We start from the raw sequence: 16,883 nt of genomic DNA, 5'->3' as shown, positions 1-16,883 counted from the left end.
ATCGGAAAATTGCCGTCAAAGTAGCAGAGCTCTCCCTGTAAACCGATGCCGCTTACAGGGACGCAAATTCAACTATGGGTTGGCTGGATCTCTATACGCCTAGATAGGTCTTGGTCAGATACTGGGTCAGCCGACGAAAGCTGCTCTGGGTGCCCGTCTTAAGTGTCTTAGCATCAGTCAGCCCCATGATCTGGGCCATTTCGCTATCCGAAATTTGACCGGCCTGGTGTTGCTGAAACGCATCGACGACGGTAATCAGCTCGCCGGTCGAAAATTCATAGCCGTTCTCTGCCGCAAACTCAGTCACTGCCGGAGCCCGTTCGCCCTTGAGGGCAGCGCTTTCTTCAGAGTCGAGCTCAGCTTCAGAACTGATATCGCCATCACCGCATTCTAAAATTTGCCCAAGCCGCTGACGTAGCGATTCATCTTCGGCGGTTTTTTGCATAAACTTCAGCACGTTCGCTGTTGCCATCGATAACCTCCTCCAGGATGGGGTCAATACCCTCTATCTATAGCAAGGCTGACGGGTTTTTGCAGTTAAAAATAAAAAACTTTTATGAGTCCTAGCGGCCACCGCCTGAGACCGGCGTATTGGGCTGGTCGGGGGGCTGGGGCTGCCAATGGCGGCGGCGTTGGGACGCTTGGCTCGGATGCCGTCGGCTGTACGACGTTTAACGGCCTGATCGACTATCCCCACCCGGAAACGAAGATCAACCATTTTCAGGATCCCTCGGTGGTTGAACTGCTGCTGCCGCCAATTTTGGGGATCGGTTATGACGACAGCGTTTTCCTGTCCGTATCGGCTGAGGATTTTATAATAGAGCCATAAATTTACTGACATTCCTGTATGACCCAGCCCGACCTCGATACCCTCGCCCGTGATCTAGAGACCGGAGATCTTAAGGATCGCAAGCTGGCTTTGGCGGCTTTGCGCGATGTGCCCGCTGAGGAGGCCGTTCCGCTAATCAAAAAAGTGTTGAATGACCAGAATGAGCAGGTACGCTCAATGGCTGTTTTTGCGCTGGGAGTAAAGCAGACTGAGGAATGCTATCCCATCCTGATCGATCTTTTAGAAAACGATCCCGATTATGGCATTCGCGCCGACGCTGCCGGAGCCCTGGGCTATCTGGAGGATGTGCGTGCCTTTGAGCCCCTGTCTCGGGCCTTTTATGAAGACGTTGACTGGCTGGTGCGGTTCAGTGCGGCGGTGTCGCTGGGAAATCTCAAGGATCCGCGCGCCCATGATGTGCTGATTGAGGCGCTGAAAAGTAAAGAAGTGGTGATTCAGCAGGCGGCGATCGCGGCCCTGGGCGAAATTGGCGATCGCGAAGCCGTCACCGACATCCTCCGCTTTGTCCAGTCGGAAGACTGGCTGGTGCGCCAGCGACTGGCCGAAGCCTTAGGGCAGCTGCCCAGCGAAAAAACCGAATCGGCCCTGCGCTACCTGGAGAAAGATCCGCACCCGCAGGTCTCAGAAGCGGCCCGGCTTTCTCTGGAGCGGCTGGCTCATTCCTGAGCTAGGTTATCTCCACGCCGCTGATCGACTTACTCTAAAATCATGGCGATTCAACCCAACCCTGCCGGCATCGACTACGCAAGCGAGCTGATTGAAAAAAATCAGTACGTTAAGGATAGCGACTGGAGCCAGGCTCAGCCCTCGCCGCAGGATGAGAACGACCAGCTTCAGCGCCATGGTTGGGCGGGCTTTGCCCAGTGGCATCTGGCCATCGACACCGACGAAAATGAGCAAACCAAAGGGCGATATAAGTTTCCCTACGGCGATTTTCGGCGGGTGCACCGTAGCGGGCTGATTGCGGCAAAGCAGCGGGCAGGCGAATGGGACTATGATGAGGTTCGAAAGGTGGCCGATCGGCTGTTAGAGAAGGTCCCCGAGCCGGATTGAGTCAAAGCCGATGAGGTTCTGGTAAGTAGATTTAGATGACTAAGATTTCGCGTATGCCCGTCGCCCCAGCGCTAGGCGATTCTGAGCCCCTAGATAGCTTTTGTGCGATCGCATCCCGGGCCGCCGGAGAAGATCCGATTGGGACAGCTACGCCCTATCAGACCTACGTGCTGATTGAATGTCCCCAGCCCTGGCCGCCCAAGGTGCTGAAGTCGGCAGCGCTACCGGCAGCGCTGCGGCAGTTCATGGCGGCGATGCAGGCTGAGCATTCAGTTAACTTTTTGCTGGTTGACCCGGGGCAGCGGCATGAAGGAACGCGGGTGATGGTCTATCAGCAGCCGACTGGCCTCGCTCAGGGCTATCAGGGAACGGAGTTTTGGGTTGATTCGCTCGATGGGTTAGCGGCGCGGCTGCGGCAGATTTGGCAGGCGGGTTCTCTTGAGGGAAAAGCCATAGAACGGCGGGATATTCTGGTCTGTACCCACGGGCAGCGCGATCGCTGCTGCGCCCGCTATGGCCGACCGTTCTATCGGCAGGCGGTGAAAGCAGTTGAAAACGCTGGGCTGACAGACGACGTGCGGGTTTGGCAGGTGAGCCACATTGGCGGGCACCGATTTGCGCCGACGGTTTTGGATTTGCCGCAGGGGCGCTGCTATGGCCGACTGACCCCAGAGACCTTTGGGGCCATTCTCACCCGCAGCGGCCCAATTGGCCCACTCAAGTCGGTCTACCGGGGCTGGACCAGGCTGCCTCAGCCATTGCAGGTTCTGGAGCGCCAGCTGATGCTGGACTATGGCTGGGTCTGGTTTGAGCAGCAGGTTGACTACGCAATACTGGAGTTGGGTGATGGGCACCTTTCAGTAAAACTCTCCGTCCAGTCGCCCGCAGGGACTCTAAAGACTTACTGCGCTGAGATTGCGCCCGACCCGGAACAAGCTTGCCAGTTGAAAACCTCTTGCAATGCCGACCAGGCTTCTGAGGTGGTGAAATATGGCGTAGCTGAGGGTTACTGGGCCGAATAGCCCCGGCGCAGAATTTCGAGGATGGGGCGGCCCTGCCGATAGTCGTCGAGCATTTGCTGAGCCGGGCTGTAGCGCTGAGCCAGCCTGACCTTAAGCGGTTCTAGCCGGCCCCGGTCGGGGTCTGAGGCGAGGGCGGCTGAGGCAGCTGCGATCGCGCCTTTCGCCCCGGCATAAATTTCATCATCGGCAAACCCAACCCGAGCCGACCGCCGATGCAGCGCCGCATCGGGAACGGTGGCCCGACCGATCAGCGTTTCATCCAGCAGCAGTCCCTTCAGCAGCGCCAGCAGACTGCCATAGAGGCCAAAGTCGCCGCAGCTGTCAAAGGCTTTGAACTCTATCCGCCCGGTCTCGGCAGCGATCCGGGCCGGTTTTGTCAGAGAGGGCTGGACCTCTATTAAATCAGCCGGGTCGGCTAAAAAGACCATCGCTGCCGGACGTGGTCCGGTGCGATAGAAGGTGCGTACCGACAGCCCTGCCCAGGCCGAGCTCGCGTAGAAGGGCGAGCTATAGCTGAAGGGCAGAATAAAGGGGCTGAGATAGGTGAGCTTGCGGGCCAGGTCAATCAGCTGGGCGGTCGAAAAGCCCGGTGCCGACAGATTCAGGTCTGGCCCCTGGGTGAGCATGGGGATATGGGCCGTCTGCTTTTCAGGCGAGTTGCGGCGACGCTGCTGCTCAAACGAGTTGAGCGGCGGCATCGGCTCGAACCGGGTGCGGTGGGGATGGAAACTAGTGAGAATGGGGATAAACCCAAAGGCCGCGGCGGCTGTGCAAAGCTGGTCAAAGCTTTGGCTGAGCTCTGCGATCGCGCCGCCAATCCCAGTATGAACCGTCGTCCGAATTTCAATCCCCTTAGGTGGACAGTCGATCACCTCGCCACGTTCCGAAAAGCGCTCGTAGCCTTCGATATACCACCGCTTGACTTTGATTCCGGCATCCCCAATCCGCAGCTGGGGATAGTCTTCTACATACTGGGGCAGCGTCGCAACGATGGCCTGAAATTCGGCAAAGGAGGTGTTGGCATAGTCCGCAAACTGCCCGTCGGGCCGGAGAAACGCCACCTCGTGCTCAATGCCAAACCGAAAATTCATGCCATACAAGCGAATCGAGCGATCATAAAATTTTTGTCATCAAAATCCGGCTATGGGCTTCATAGCCCACCTTACGATAAAATTCCTGTGCCTTCAGATTGGCATACTCGACTGTATTCCAAGCTATAGTCCATCGTAATCACAAGATAGCCCACGAGACCGTCCTGTTCGATTAGCCAAATTCCACCATGATTCGGGTTTTGCAAAAGTCCCTGAACCGCTTGACGCGCATCAGGTTCATGATATTGAGAAATGAAGCCGCTCGTGACGACTTGGGCTTGTATGGCGGAGGCAATGTACCTGGCATTAGGACGAGGCGGCTGGCAGATGCAGAAGCAGCGTAGGTGTAATGCCGGTGAGGTCAGTCACTCGGGCAAATGCCTGGGCCTGGGGGCCAATCGCAATTAAGGGGACTGGATTGAGCGTGTGGCGCTTAGTTGATAGGTCTTCAACGTTACCGTGGTCGCTGGTGATAATCAGCGTCACTGCGGGGGGCAAAGATTGAACCATACTCTCGATGAAGCGATCGATCCGTTGCAAATATTGGTCGGCCTGCGCTCTGTCCTGGGCGTGACCGGCGTAATCGGTGAGGTAGCATTCGAACAACGTTAGGGTGTGGGCTTTGGTCAGCATAGCTAACCGCCAGCCCGCTTCTTTAGGCGTAATCGGCGGCTGGGCGATGCCTCTCCCTTGAGCCCGTTCACCCGTGATGTCCCAGAAAATAGCGGTTTCCTGCTCGTACTCAGACTGCATCCGAAAGGGCAGACCGGCGGTCATATTCAGCAGCGTGCAGACTGAATAGCGCAGGCGGCGAGTCGCGATCGCTTCAAAATACGCAGGCGAATAGAGGTTTGCCAACGTCGCTGTATAGCCCAGCGAGAGCAGCTGCTTAAACAACCCATAGCCGTCGATCAGCTGTCGCAGAGAGCCGTTGGCAAAACCAGCCTGATGGCGATTCAGAAATTTAGGGGCGTTTTGCCCGGTGTAGAGCGTGGTCTGTCCGGTAGCGCTTTGGGGCAAGCCGTCAACGCCAAGCTTAGCATCGATGGGTTTAGCCAGCAGTCCTGACTGATCAACCCTGAGGCCGCCTAGCAGCAGGCCATCAAGCAGTGCGGTTAAGAATGGCATAGCAGCTGGGCTGGTAAGCGGATTGGCTGAATGGGCTGACCCCAGCCCCAGCCCGTCTAAAAATAACAGTAGGTAGCGGGAAGCACTTGAAATGCTCTTTTCTGCGGCAGAGCGATCGGGTTGAAAAAAGTCAGCGGCCATAAACCTATCTTAGCGGAGCCAAAACGTCAGCGCGGTAACGTCATCGGGTCAGCTGAAGTCACTTTCTGCCTTCTGCACATCTATAAAGTTGTCATAGCGCCAAAATTCTTGATCTCAACAGGATGCAGGCGATAAAATTTTAGTACACTTGACCCCGTATTAACCGTGCCGAATTCCCCCTCAGAGCAGGAACAGCAACCTGAACCGAATGATATAGTACAGACTTAGTTAAGCCCCATCCAGAATTTTTTAATTGGGGCTTTTCTAGGTGGTCTGCCTATCTTTATTTATCTATCTTTGTCGATGGAAATGACCCATACAAGCCTCGCAGCAGTAGGCAATCTGAAACTGGCGATCGCGATCGCGGTTCCTCTCCTCTGCGGTTTACTTTCAGCCCTTTTCAAGCAGCGTATCATCCAGGTCTTAGCCGGGCTTCTAGAATCTGTCAATCTTTCTTTCTAGGCGGCTACGATTGATACAGAGCGGCTCCACGCTATCGGTATCTGGATCAGATAAAGCGACCGGACGCGCCGGATGAACCTGATTTAGCCGAGCAGCCTACGGGCTTTTCCCTGGAAGCGACTGAAGCTGCCGCGAGCGTTTGTTCCAACAGCACCCTAACGGAAACAAAATTGAATCAGGACTATGCCTAATCTGATTGATGGCTATCTTTTTTGGGAGGATGACGCGGCAGTCTGACTTGGAAACAGGTTTCTCCAGGCTGAGACTGAACCCGAATATCGCCGTGATGATGTTGAACAATCCTTTGAACAATATCAAGGCCGAGGCCGGTGCCTTTGCCAGTCTCTTTGGTGGTGAAGAAGGGATCGAACATGCGATCTTTGACCTCTGTGGGAATGCCGGAGCCGGAATCAACAATTTCGACCCGGACGCGATCTCGCTCTACCGCCGTCCGAATCTCGATCTTTCCGGAACCATCCATAGCGTCGATAGCGTTGTCGAGCAGGTTAGTCCAGACCTGATTCAGCTCGCTGCCGTAGGCGCAAATCTTGGGCATATCTTCGGCAAACTGGCGGCAGACGCTAACGTGGCCCTGCTTCAGCTTGTGTTTGAGGATCACCAGCGTGCTCTCAATCCCGGTATGAAGGTCAATCTCCTGGATTGGGGCCTCATCCATATGGGTGTATTCTTTGATTGCCTTGACCAGTTCAGAAATGCGCCCGGCCCCCTGGTCGATCTCTTGCAGCAGCCCCTTGCCAGAAATCTCCGCGTTGAGCCAGCTTAAAACGTCGCTGAGGGCAGCCTTAGGAACCTGCTGGGCGACTCGGTTTAGCCAATCTGAGTCGATGCCAACGTCTACCAGTGAGGGCGCTAGCTTCCAGCTTTCGGCAATATCGGCATCTTCTAGCCAGTCGGCGATTTCGTCTTCGCGATCGCTACGCTCCAAAGCACCCAATTCTTCTTTTTCCCTAGCCTGCTCCAGCACCTGCACCGGCAGCCGATCGACAAACTCTCGCTGCTCGGATGACAGCTCCCACTGGTTAAGCCGAAAGGCATAGCGCGACAGAGAAGCGTAGTTTTCGCAGAGTTCTTGGCTGCTGCGCTTGACCGCTGCGGCGGGGTTGTTGAGTTCATGGGCTAACCCTGCGGATAGCGTACCCAGAGAGATGAGCTTGGCCTGCTGCTGGCTGACGCTGGCGTGGATCTGCGATCGCTGGGTCGAAATTTTTAGAATCTCTCGCAGAATGAACCGACATTTGAAGAGCAGTTCCCAGAACGCATCGGCCTCTAGCTTATAGAGCCAAACGTTGCTCAGGGCTCGACCCGTGGTGGGGTAGGGCTCTTCCAATAGCAAAATCAGCTCGGCAAACACCTCTCCTGTACCCAGCGTCACGGCGTGGGCTTCGCGGTCTTGAACGCGCTGGGTCCATTCAGTCTCACCGGAGAGGATGATATAAAAACCGTCGGCGGGGTCGCCCTGTTTGGCAATTTGGGCGCCGGCGGGATAGTGAATTTCGCTGCCCTGCTCGATTAGCCACTGGAGCTCAGACTCAGGCAGCTCTTGCAGAAAAGGGACTTGGCGTAGCGCCGTCTTCAGGTCTGGTGGTTCAGGGCTTGCCATCACAGCACATCGCTGAGGTAGCGATGGACAAACTGTACGCAGATGGAGCCTTCCCCGACCCCAGAGGCGACCCGTTTAATCGACCCGTGGCGCACGTCGCCGACGGCAAAGATGCCCGGCACGTTAGTTTCGAGCAGATAGGGTTCTCGGTCTAAAGTCCAGCCCTGGGGCCGGTCCTGCTTTTGCGGCAGGTCGGGGCCGGTGAGGATGAAGCCGCGATTGTCCCGGGCGACCAGGCCCTCTAGCCAGTCGGTGTAGGGCACTGCTCCAATGAAGATGAACAGCGAATTGGCCGGTACCGTTTCGACCTCGCCGGTTTGGGAGTTTTCGATCACCACCGCTTCTAAGCTCCCGTCGCCCTTTGCCTCAATGACGCTGTGATATGCCTTAACCTCAATGTTCTCCGTTTCCTCAATCTGGTCGATCAGGTACTGCGACATGCTTTTGGCCAGTGACTCACCCCGCACCAGCATGGTCACCTTGCGAGCATATTTTGAGAAATACATCGCCCCCTGCCCAGCAGAATTAGCCCCGCCCACCACGTAAACATCCTCGTCGGTACAGGCGATCGCCTCGGACTGGGCCGCGCCATAGTACACCCCAGCCCCGGTCAGCTTCTCAGTCCCCGGCACGTTGAGCCGCCGCCACCAAACGCCCAGCGCCAGGATAACGGCATGAGCGCTGATTTCTGCCCCGTCAGTGAGGGTGACCGAGCGATAGCCATCCTTTTGGTGAATCGCCTTGACTTCCTGCGGCGATAGAATTTCGACGCCAAATCGCCTGGCCTGGGTGACGGCGCGGCGGGCCAGGTCGCCGCCGCTGAGTCCGCTGGGGAAGCCCAAATAGTTTTCAATCCGAGAGCTGGTTCCGGCCTGGCCGCCGGGCGCTTCGCGCTCGATCATCACCGTGCGCAACCCTTCTGAAGCGCCGTAGACCGCTGCCGCTAGCCCGGCGGGGCCGCCGCCGACAATCACTAGATCATAAAACGGCTTTTCGGCCTGGGTCTGCAAGCCTAGCTGGTCGGCCACCTGTCGAGGCGTGGGCTGCGAGAGCCGAGCCCCGTCGCCAAACAGCACCAGCGGCATTTCCTCAGGATTCTCGTGGCTGTAGTCCACCAGGTTCTGCGCTTCCTGGGACTGCTCGATGTCTAGCCAGCGGTAGGGAATCTGGTTGCGAGCGAGGAAGTCTTTGATCTGATGCGACTCGGGTGACCAGCGATCGCCAATTACCCGCACCCCGTCAAAGTCGGGCCGATAGCTGGCCTGCCAGTCTTCTAGCAGGTCGTCGAGCACCGGGTAGAGCTTTTCCTCCGGCGGGTCCCAGGGCTTGAGCAGATAGTAGTCCAGCTTGGCTGTGTTAATGGCTCGGATGGCGGCTTCGGTATCGGCATAGGCGGTCAGCAGCACGCGCTTAGCCTTGGGAAAGATTTGCACGGCCTGCTCGATAAACTCGACGCCGCTGATCTGAGGCATGCGCTGATCGACCAGCAGCAGGGCCGCCGTATCGTTTCGCAGCTTGAGCTGCTCTAGCGCCTCCAGGGCTGCCTGCCCCGAATCTGCTCGGACGATGCGATATTCGCCTCCGTACTGCTTGCGCAGGTCACGCGCGATCGCTTGCAATACTTCTGGGTCATCGTCAACGGTCAGGATAGCGGGCTTACCCATGAGTTGCTCCTTGCAATGGGTTGCTTAAAATTTAGCGCAAGTTGATGGGAGAGTGATGGGGTGGTGAGTGATAGGGTGATGGAGTTCCTGTAGCTCCTGAACTTGCTCTTACACCTCAGCCCGCAACACAGTATCTACTGGGCTAACGAGAGGCGTTGATAACCCACAGTCTAACCACGGTTTAATTCCTCAGCTAGTTCTTCAGGTGTAGTCTGATAGGGAGGTACCTCATAGCGATCGCAAGCGGCTTAGGGTTCTAGAATTTTAACCAGAATGCGCATCAGGGTTTCTAGGTCATCTGGGACTCGGTAGAGGGTTAGGCCCTGCTGAATTTGTTTTTGTTCTCGATGTAGAATGCCAAACTGCCAGATGTCGCCTGTCGAAACGGCTCCCTGCAGGATAGGTTGTTCATTATCCGTCCACTGATCCAGAGCAATCAGCTCAACGGCCAGCTGGGTGAAGCCTTTGGCTAAGTCGGCGTTCTTGGCCTCAATCACCAGGAGTCTCCCGACGGAGTAGAGATAATAGTCGAGCGACCCTTTGAGCTGCTCGGTGACGGCAAGCGGATATTCCAGGCGGAGCTGGGCCTGGGTATAGTGCACTACGTCTAGCAGCAGGGGGGCAATCAGCAGCTCGCGGCGAGCCGCTTCGCTTGTCAGGCTGATGAAAGGTAGGCTTTCTTCAATGCGAGTTTTGAGGTTATCTAACCGGTCGAGATTTGCCGTTGACTGAGGCAAAGATAGGGGAACTCGCTTCAGGGTATAGCCAAACTCGGCCAGAATGTCTTCCGGCTCGTAGGGCATCTCAAAGTACTGTCTGAAGGTGTAGGACTGGCCGGGCTGGAGGATGCTAGGTCGAGTCATGAGCAGAATTTTGTGTGATTTTCATTGCTTGAGTTTCGTCTATTAGGCTATGTGACATTTCTAAGCAGCGCGAAGTAGGCACCTACAATATGAGCTAGAGCATGTCCTTTGTGAGCATCCCTATAGCTCCCGGCAATGTCACTAGCGGGAGGAGATTCGATTTCAGCTGTATCAAAAGTGGGAAGTTGTTCAAGGGCCTGTCTGAGAAACTCTAATCCAGCGTCGAGGTCATTTAGTTTTTCGACACGTTTACAGACTTCTTCAAGGTTTCTGGATTTGAAAGTTAAAGATTTGTCCTCGATGACGATCGCATAGCTCAGCGCTAAATTTTTAAGATTTTGTTCTGTAAACGGTTCTGCTGTTTGCAATATCTGCTCTCGCCTATCTAATTTGACGGATGCACGAGCAATGCCATCAGCTATTTCATCAAGAGAAGTCTGAGTAAGGAAGTCATCGGCCCTCAAAGCACTGACTAATTGCTGAGCCTGATTCAGAAGCTCTCTGGCGTTGTCAAACTGATCGAGTTCAGTATACTGTTCTGCCACTATTCGCAGGGCTTGCGCTTTCATGTTGAGATCTTGCTCTACTAATGCATAGCCTTCCACATAGTTTAATAAAGTTTGGAGTTTGTTCAATTCCGCCCCCCTTTTCAGGAGTGACTGAAATGGTGTCTGCAAGGCATTGACCTTCTCGCCTGGAGAGGTGATTTGCTGAACAAATCTAATCGCTCTTTCGGGCTGATTGGCAAGGGCGTAAGAACTCGCCGCTTCTGCCATCAGGTAATCTCGACTACCTTCGTAATCGACAGCGGCAAGTACTTTTGATATTTGTTCATGCTCTGAATTTAAAGCAGCAGTATGAACGATAGAATCAAATGCTCGCCAGACTTTATGGAAGTCGTCCATGATCATGCAAGCGACTTCAATTGCCTGATCAAACAGTCCGATTTCGGCATAAGTAGCAGCTACCACGGCCAATTCGAGGTCACGACCGTCGGGATCTTCCTCTTGGTTAGCCTGGTGAAATAGTTTCGCAAGTATATCTTCGCTGCGGCTTTGCAGTCCCATTTTTGCCAACTGCTTGGCTATATCGTATTCCCAGAAAGCAGATTCTTCACTGGGCAGCGTCGATAGTTCCCGAATAGCCTCCTCGATAAACGGCAGTGCTTGTTCAGGAGCTTGATCAAGGTTGAACTGCTTGGCAATAGCAATATTTACCATGGCGCGGTATTTCAAGCTTTGGATCAAGGGGATCGCATCGATGATTTTGTCTAACAAACGCTGACCTCCATGGATTTGCCTTCTATTATGGAGCAGAGATATGCGGCACGATAGCCTAAGCCAACCAAGATTTAAGGTATAGCTAAATTCAGCCGGAATAACTTCTAGCTCGTAGGCCATCTCGAAGCGCTGAAGGTGTAGGACTGTCCCGGCTAGAGAATGCCAGGTTGAGCTAGGTTGAGCTAGTTGAAGGATTTATGAAGCGCTTACCTTCTAGTGCGAACAAGGGTGGCCGCGATCGCGCTTCCCCCCAATGCCAGCACCGCCGCCGTCAGCATCACAACGCGAAAGCTATCGACAAAGGCGGTATCAATGGCTGCCTAGACGGCTTGGGCTTGGGCGTCGCTCAAATCCGGCGGCAGCTGCGCCGCAGCTCGATTAATGCGCTGTTCGATTAGGAAGGTCTGAGCGGCCTGGGTCAGATTCAGGGGTGCGGTGCGGCGGTCGAGGCTGAGGCTGAAGACCGCGATCGCGATGGGCAAATTCATAAAGAAAATCCAGCGCCAGGAGCCTACTTCGATCAGCCAGTCGCCCAGCACCGGCCCCGCCGCCGAGGTAATTGCGGTGAAGCCGGACCACAGGCCGATGGCTCGGCCCCGAGCGGCTTCGGTAAACGCCGCGCTAATAATCGCCAGGCTACCGGGAATCAGCAGCGAGCCGCCCACCAGCATTAGCGCCGCCACAAATAGCGCGTAGGATTCGACCACCCACTGCGCATCGGCAACCGTCGCATTCAGCTCAGCGTTTGGCCCGAATCGCCCCCTCGTCGCAGGGCGGCTTCACAATCGAGGACATAGGGAGATTGGCTCCTGAGGAACCAGTGATGTTGCCAACTCGATCAGAATAGAAAAGTCATGGGCATATGGATTGATTTAGTCATAAAGCTCTGGGTCTGCGGAGGTGAATGGTAGCCTGGGGCACAAACTTTTGGAAGGTTTTTACCAATTCTGAAGGGAGTTACTCTGTGATGACCCATGCGCGATCGCACCCCTCGACTGTCTCCCACATTTTCCCGGCGTCAGATTATGCGCGGCCTGATGGCGACTACCGCCTTTGGCCTGACTGCTCGGTTCGGAACTGCCTGTACGTCTGACAGTTCCTCCTCAGCGGGCGGCGATGGCGGCGGCGGTGACGAAGAAACCGTGGTGGGCTTTATCTACGTCGGGCCGAAGGATGACTTTGGCTACAACCAGGCCCACGCCGAAGGGGCGCAGGCAATGGCGTCGGTGCCCGGAATTCGCATCGTCGAAGAAGCCAGCGTCCCTGAAACGACAGCGGTGTCAGAGACGATGCGCAGCATGATTGAAGTGGATGGAGCAAAGGTGCTCTTTCCCACCTCCTTTGGCTATTTTGACCCCTATATTTTGGAACTGGCGCCCGAGTTTCCGGAGGTGCAGTTCTTCCATGCGGGCGGCCTCTACCAGGACGGAATGCCCGACAACGTCGGCAGCTACTTTGGCTATATCGACGAAGCCCAGTATGTCGCGGGCGTGGTTGCCGGGCATATGACTCAGTCGGGCAAGCTGGGCTTTGTTGCGGCTAAGCCAATTCCTCAGGTGCTGCGGAACATCAATAGCTATACCCTGGGCGCAAAAAGCGTGAAGCCGGAAATTACCACCCAGGTCATTTTCACCGGCGACTGGGCCTTGCCGGTTAAGGAAGCCGAAGCCACCAACAGTATGGTCGATCAGGGCATTGACGTGATCACCTGTCACGTAGATAGCCCCAAAGTGGTGATGGAAACGGCTGAAAAGCGCGGCGTCTTCTGCACGGGCTACCACGCCAATCAGGCCCCGCTGGCTCCCAATGGCTATCTGACCGGGGCAGAGTGGGACTGGTCGAGCATCTACACCCGGCTGGGCGAAGACTTTGTTGCGGGCAAAACGCTGATGGCGGGCGATATTGACAACCTGCTGCGGGGTGGCCTGGCGGAGAATTTCTGTAAGCTCTCGGCCTATGCGTCGATCGTTCCCGACGCGGCCCAGGCCGATGCTGAAACGGCCCGAGACCAGCTGATTAGTAAAGAGCTGGTGATCTTCGAAGGCGAACTGAAAGATAACAAAGGCAACACGATTATCCCCGCCGGTGAAGAGTACGAGCAGCAAAACCTGGAGCTGGAGAAAATGGACTGGCTGATCGAGGGCGTTAAGGGCAGCGTGGGGAGCTAATGGCGATCGCGCAGTCTCCTTCGGCGTCGGGCCTGCCCTATCGCTGGCGGCGCTCGATTGAAGCAGTGCTGCTGCCGATACTGGCCTTACTCGTCGCCCTAATCATTTTTGGCGGCTTCTGTGCCCTAGCGGGCGCAAACCCCCTAGCCGTCTACGGGTCGATCTACAAGGCCGCCTTCGGTCGCTGGAGCGCCTGGCAAAATACCCTGATTCGGGCGGCGCCGCTGATGCTGACGGCCCTCTGCACGGCCCTACCGGCGCGGCTGGGGCTGGTGATTATCGGCAATGAGGGAGCGCTGGTGATAGGCGGATTGGCCGCCGTGGTCACCGCTTTAGGTGTTGGTACAGCCCTACCGCCGCTGCTGGTGCAGCTGGCGATGGCGGTAGCTGCCCTGGTTGCAGGCGGTTTATGGATTATGCTGGCCGGGGCGCTGAGGCACTATCGCGGCGTCAACGAAACGATTAGCAGCCTGCTGCTGAACTATATTGCGATCGCGCTGATGAACCACCTGGTTGAGGGGCCTCTGCGCGATCCCAACTTTGTTACCAAGCCCTCCTCCTACGAAATTGCCGAGCTCAACTGGCTGGGAGAAATTCCCGGCAGCCGCATTCACTGGGGGCTGCTCTACGGGCTGGTGGCCTGTGTGATTGCCTATGGGCTGATCCAGCGCACCAGCTTTGGCTTTGCCGCCCGGGCGGCGGGCAGCAATGTGCGAGCGGCCCGAATGGCCGGGCTGCCGGTGGGTCAGCTCACCCTGGCGGTTTGCTTTTTGGGCGGTTCGGCGGCGGGGCTGGCGGGCATGGTGGAGGTGGCCGCAGTGCAGAAACGGCTGAACGAGTCGCTGGTGTCGAACTATGGCTATGCCGGTATTCTGGTCGCCTTCGTCTCCCGGCATAATCCGCTAGCGACGGTGCTGGTGGCGATTTTGCTGGGTGGTATTCTGGCTAGCGGCGGCATTTTGCAGCGATCGCACGGCCTGCCTGACGCAACGGTGCTGGTGTTTCAGGGGATTGTGTTTCTCTGTATTCTGGCCAGCGATTCATTCTACGGACGATTACCCGGCTTCCGGGAGGGATAGACCATGGCAGCAGAAGCATTAGGCTGGTGGGGAGTGCCGCTGGGCATTATTGCCGGGACGCTGCGCGGCAGTGCGCCTTTTCTCTTCGTCAGCCTGGGTGAATGCATCACGGAGAAGAGCGGCAAAATTAATCTGGGGCTGGAAGGAACGCTGCTGATGGGGGCGATGAGCGCCTATGCGGTTTCTTATCTGGCCCAGGGCTGGCTGGGGCCAGTTTGGTCGCCCTGGCTGGGCGTTCTGGCAGCGGGGCTTTCGGGCACATTGCTGGGGCTAATCCACGGCTGGCTGGCGCAGCAGCCGCGCGTCAATGATGTGGCCGTGGGAATTGCGATGATTATCTTTGGCAGCGGCCTGGCGTTTTTCCTCGGCAAGCCGTTTATTCAACCCCAGGCCCCGCCGCTGCCGACCTTCGAATGGGGCAGCTGGAGCCAGCTGCCGCAGATGCGGGCGGCGCTCAGGGTGAGCCCGCTGTTTTTACTGGGGGTCGCGATCGCGCCGCTGCTCCAATGGTTTTTTCGCGCTACCCGCTGGGGCCTACAGATTCGCGCGGTGGGCGACAGTCCCCAGGCGGCCCGGGCGATGGGCATTTCTGTATTTAAGGTGCGGCTGGCTAGCATTGTTGCCGGTAGCTTCCTAGCCGGTATCGGTGGAGCCTGCCTGTCGCTCTACTATCCCGGCGTATGGACGGAGCGAATTTCCAGCGGTCAGGGCCTGATGGCGGTGGCGCTGGTGATTTTCGCCCGCTGGAACCCGATTCAGTGCCTCTGGGCGTCGCTGCTGTTTGGCGGGGCACAGGCGATCGGCCCGGCTTTTCAGTCGGTGGGCATTGACTCATACTACTATCTGTTCAACGCCGCGCCCTACATTCTGACGCTGCTGATTATGATCCTCACCTGCTCACCTCAGCGAACGCTGGCCGGTTCGCCAGGAGCCCTGGGCCAGGACGACTAGGAAGACAAAGGTTGTTATCTACAGCGACAGGCATCAGAACCGCCCGAATTTTCAGAGACGCGGTAATCAATCTCTGTGGTCGAGAAAGCGCTTTTGAATGTTTAGAACTGCCTGGCGGTCAAAACGCTTTATTGGGCATTATCCCTTTAGAGGCGCTGGGGCTAGAACCCGATTTGCAAAATCAGCGGCTGCGAATTCTACCGATGGATTCGTCTGATACGTATTTGACCATCTATTGATTGGGCCTAACGATTGGGCGCGATCGCGCCTTTTGGCTAAATTTCGCTGCAGCTCACCTGAGCTACTGCAATAGATTTCATTCGCCTCATGAAGCATAAAGCATCTCATCTTTTCTCAGGTTCATCCTTTCTTCTTTCGAGAACATGATGACAATTTCTTCTTCTGGTAGTGAATCTTTGAAAAGGTAGAATCGGTGTGAAATTTTCTCAGCTTTCAAAAAGTTGTTGATAATCTCGAGAAGAGAATGGCCTAATACGTCAGGCTTGTTAATTATTAGATCATACCGTGAGTTGCCAATTCTAATTTTTGCTCGTTTCTTTTGTCCTATCTCTGTATTCTCCTGGCTTTGTACGTGAAGCAGCCCACGCGATATCCTAGCCCAACTTGGCTAGGGTTCAGCGTCTGACTGGCTTAAAGAATCTACGAATCCTTGGATTGGCTTCAAGTATGACTCATCTCCGGGCTGATAGATGCTGACAGGTTCGGCTTCCGGGATGAGGAATAGCTGCTTGGGCTCGGGGGCTGTGGCATACAGCTGCTGGCTCATCTGCATCGGATAGGCTTCAGGTAGCAGCTGACTCATTGCGGATGAGACAAAGTTATTGCATGAGTACAGCGCCTAGCGTAACTTATAGGCTGCTAGGGTGATAACTTGCGATCGCGGCTGACTCATCCTACATTTTCAATCAGCAGTTCAATCCTATACCTTCTCGCCACAGAGCTTGACATTTCCTGGGATCACTTAATCACCCTTGCCCTAAGAGATTTTATCCGCAAATATCATGGACGAAAGCAGCTCATAGATAGAATCAATGCAGCTTACGAAGATGCTCCCGATGAAAAAGAGATCAGCCTTCAGCAAAGAATGCGAGCTAGTCATCGAAAAGGCTTTGTTGCATGAATTGAGAAAGGGACAGGGGTTTCCCATCTCGGTCGTTTTCTAGGCTGCAACGCGGTAGCAATCAGGCATTCCGAGCTGCGTCATCCGGTTGAGCGCCTTACATTCAATCATCAACTCGGTGGTTTGAGCTGCTATCTTTCTGGCACACACCTCACCTGTGAAAACGGTTTTGAGTCGGTACATCCCCGTCTCGCTGAGCGAACGGCGGTGATAGTTGACTTCTTCTTTCCAAGCTGAGCGATCCACTTTGCGGATGCGTCTGAGGTTCTCATCGCGCGGATGAGCCGGGCCTTTGCGGTTGCCGTGGAACCAGATCTTGGCATCCTTGCGCGGCGGTATCGCCGCCGTCGCCTCGCGCTCGTCAATCGC

16 protein-coding genes and 2 pseudogenes are annotated in these 16,883 nt (G+C 55.8%); 8 read left to right on the top strand and 10 right to left on the bottom strand.

Annotated features, from left to right (window positions below):
• Positions 1–91: 91 nt before the first annotated feature.
• On the bottom strand, positions 92–472 hold the full coding sequence (locus tag IQ241_RS18680) for a hypothetical protein (protein ID WP_193910113.1): 381 nt from the start codon (positions 470–472) through the stop codon (positions 92–94).
• 84 nt (positions 473–556) lie between these two features.
• On the opposite strand from IQ241_RS18680, the gene IQ241_RS18675 reads away from it, so the two are divergent.
• The 4 genes from IQ241_RS18675 to IQ241_RS18660 are packed head-to-tail and all read left to right on the top strand — an operon-like array spanning position 557 to position 2,925.
• The gene (locus IQ241_RS18675; RefSeq protein WP_193910111.1) at positions 557–829 is read left to right on the top strand and encodes a hypothetical protein; all 273 of its coding nucleotides are present in this window, start codon (positions 557–559) and stop codon (positions 827–829) included.
• An 18-nt stretch (positions 830–847) separates the two neighbouring features.
• A complete protein-coding gene (locus tag IQ241_RS18670; protein WP_193910109.1) occupies positions 848–1,516 on the top strand; it encodes a HEAT repeat domain-containing protein in 669 nt (222 codons plus the stop codon).
• A 42-nt stretch (positions 1,517–1,558) separates the two neighbouring features.
• Positions 1,559–1,903: a hypothetical protein gene (locus IQ241_RS18665; protein WP_193910107.1), complete on the top strand. Its 345-nt coding sequence runs from the start codon at positions 1,559–1,561 to the stop codon at positions 1,901–1,903.
• A 35-nt stretch (positions 1,904–1,938) separates the two neighbouring features.
• Positions 1,939–2,925, top strand: a complete 987-nt coding sequence (locus IQ241_RS18660; protein WP_193910105.1) for a sucrase ferredoxin — start codon at positions 1,939–1,941, stop codon at positions 2,923–2,925.
• Here IQ241_RS18660 and IQ241_RS18655 read toward each other — a convergent pair.
• The 7 genes from IQ241_RS18655 to IQ241_RS18625 form a co-directional block, all read right to left on the bottom strand.
• On the bottom strand, positions 2,910–4,016 hold the full coding sequence (locus IQ241_RS18655; protein WP_193910103.1) for a glutamate--cysteine ligase: 1,107 nt from the start codon (positions 4,014–4,016) through the stop codon (positions 2,910–2,912). The two genes, IQ241_RS18660 and IQ241_RS18655, sit on opposite strands and share 16 nt — an antisense overlap.
• Positions 4,017–4,322: 306 nt before the next feature.
• On the bottom strand, positions 4,323–5,285 hold the full coding sequence (locus IQ241_RS18650; protein WP_193910101.1) for an alkaline phosphatase family protein: 963 nt from the start codon (positions 5,283–5,285) through the stop codon (positions 4,323–4,325).
• Between the two features lie 649 nt (positions 5,286–5,934).
• Positions 5,935–7,368: an ATP-binding protein gene (locus IQ241_RS18645; protein WP_193910099.1), complete on the bottom strand. Its 1,434-nt coding sequence runs from the start codon at positions 7,366–7,368 to the stop codon at positions 5,935–5,937.
• A complete protein-coding gene (locus IQ241_RS18640) occupies positions 7,368–9,032 on the bottom strand; it encodes a response regulator (protein ID WP_193910096.1) in 1,665 nt (554 codons plus the stop codon). Before IQ241_RS18640 ends, IQ241_RS18645 begins: the two co-directional genes overlap by 1 nt.
• A 248-nt stretch (positions 9,033–9,280) precedes the next feature.
• Positions 9,281–9,895, bottom strand: coding sequence for a hypothetical protein (locus IQ241_RS18635; RefSeq protein ID WP_193910093.1), 615 nt, complete (start codon positions 9,893–9,895; stop codon positions 9,281–9,283).
• A 47-nt stretch (positions 9,896–9,942) separates the two neighbouring features.
• Positions 9,943–11,295, bottom strand: coding sequence for a hypothetical protein (locus IQ241_RS18630; protein ID WP_193910091.1), 1,353 nt, complete (start codon positions 11,293–11,295; stop codon positions 9,943–9,945).
• A gap of 200 nt (positions 11,296–11,495) precedes the next feature.
• Complete coding sequence (locus tag IQ241_RS18625; protein ID WP_322743704.1) at positions 11,496–11,882, bottom strand: MFS transporter; 387 nt, start codon at positions 11,880–11,882, stop codon at positions 11,496–11,498.
• A gap of 267 nt (positions 11,883–12,149) precedes the next feature.
• Here IQ241_RS18625 and IQ241_RS18620 point away from each other — a divergent pair, with 267 nt between their 5' ends.
• From IQ241_RS18620 to IQ241_RS18605, 4 genes and pseudogenes are all read left to right on the top strand, one after another.
• The gene (locus tag IQ241_RS18620; protein WP_228021845.1) at positions 12,150–13,343 is read left to right on the top strand and encodes a BMP family ABC transporter substrate-binding protein; all 1,194 of its coding nucleotides are present in this window, start codon (positions 12,150–12,152) and stop codon (positions 13,341–13,343) included.
• Positions 13,343–14,422 (top strand): ABC transporter permease, encoded by a 1,080-nt coding sequence (locus IQ241_RS18615; RefSeq protein WP_193910089.1) that lies wholly within the window; start codon positions 13,343–13,345, stop codon positions 14,420–14,422. The genes IQ241_RS18620 and IQ241_RS18615 overlap by 1 nt, the downstream gene beginning before the upstream one ends.
• Before the next feature lie 3 nt (positions 14,423–14,425).
• Positions 14,426–15,373 (top strand): ABC transporter permease, encoded by a 948-nt coding sequence (locus tag IQ241_RS18610; RefSeq protein WP_193910086.1) that lies wholly within the window; start codon positions 14,426–14,428, stop codon positions 15,371–15,373.
• Between the two features lie 2 nt (positions 15,374–15,375).
• Positions 15,376–15,612 (top strand): annotated as a pseudogene (locus IQ241_RS18605) (aspartyl protease); the annotation flags it as partial.
• 389 nt (positions 15,613–16,001) lie between these two features.
• Here IQ241_RS18605 and IQ241_RS18600 read toward each other — a convergent pair.
• A complete protein-coding gene (locus tag IQ241_RS18600) occupies positions 16,002–16,196 on the bottom strand; it encodes a hypothetical protein (protein WP_193910082.1) in 195 nt (64 codons plus the stop codon).
• A gap of 357 nt (positions 16,197–16,553) precedes the next feature.
• Positions 16,554–16,883 (bottom strand): annotated as a pseudogene (locus IQ241_RS18595) (IS5-like element ISLesp5 family transposase); the annotation flags it as partial.

This window comes from Vasconcelosia minhoensis LEGE 07310 (genome assembly GCF_015207255.1).
Classification (GTDB): Bacteria; Cyanobacteriota; Cyanobacteriia; order Phormidesmidales; family Phormidesmidaceae; genus Vasconcelosia; species Vasconcelosia minhoensis.
This window is presented reverse-complemented; position numbering and strand designations above follow the sequence as displayed.

Bases quoted from the DNA above. Each gene is read 5' to 3' on its own strand.
- IQ241_RS18655 (WP_193910103.1), bottom strand. From the start codon at position 4,016: ATGAATTTTCGGTTTGGCATTGAGCACGAGGTGGCGTTTCTCCGGCCC.
- IQ241_RS18615 (WP_193910089.1), top strand. From the start codon at position 13,343: ATGGCGATCGCGCAGTCTCCTTCGGCGTCGGGCCTGCCCTATCGCTGG.
- IQ241_RS18670 (WP_193910109.1), top strand. From the start codon at position 848: ATGACCCAGCCCGACCTCGATACCCTCGCCCGTGATCTAGAGACCGGA.
- IQ241_RS18640 (WP_193910096.1), bottom strand. From the start codon at position 9,032: ATGGGTAAGCCCGCTATCCTGACCGTTGACGATGACCCAGAAGTATTG.
- IQ241_RS18610 (WP_193910086.1), top strand. From the start codon at position 14,426: ATGGCAGCAGAAGCATTAGGCTGGTGGGGAGTGCCGCTGGGCATTATT.
- IQ241_RS18675 (WP_193910111.1), top strand. From the start codon at position 557: ATGAGTCCTAGCGGCCACCGCCTGAGACCGGCGTATTGGGCTGGTCGG.
- IQ241_RS18650 (WP_193910101.1), bottom strand. From the start codon at position 5,285: ATGGCCGCTGACTTTTTTCAACCCGATCGCTCTGCCGCAGAAAAGAGC.
- IQ241_RS18600 (WP_193910082.1), bottom strand. From the start codon at position 16,196: ATGAGTCAGCTGCTACCTGAAGCCTATCCGATGCAGATGAGCCAGCAG.
- IQ241_RS18635 (WP_193910093.1), bottom strand. From the start codon at position 9,895: ATGACTCGACCTAGCATCCTCCAGCCCGGCCAGTCCTACACCTTCAGA.
- IQ241_RS18660 (WP_193910105.1), top strand. From the start codon at position 1,939: ATGACTAAGATTTCGCGTATGCCCGTCGCCCCAGCGCTAGGCGATTCT.
- IQ241_RS18665 (WP_193910107.1), top strand. From the start codon at position 1,559: ATGGCGATTCAACCCAACCCTGCCGGCATCGACTACGCAAGCGAGCTG.
- IQ241_RS18680 (WP_193910113.1), bottom strand. From the start codon at position 472: ATGGCAACAGCGAACGTGCTGAAGTTTATGCAAAAAACCGCCGAAGAT.
- IQ241_RS18620 (WP_228021845.1), top strand. From the start codon at position 12,150: ATGCGCGATCGCACCCCTCGACTGTCTCCCACATTTTCCCGGCGTCAG.
- IQ241_RS18630 (WP_193910091.1), bottom strand. From the start codon at position 11,295: ATGGCCTACGAGCTAGAAGTTATTCCGGCTGAATTTAGCTATACCTTA.
- IQ241_RS18645 (WP_193910099.1), bottom strand. From the start codon at position 7,368: ATGGCAAGCCCTGAACCACCAGACCTGAAGACGGCGCTACGCCAAGTC.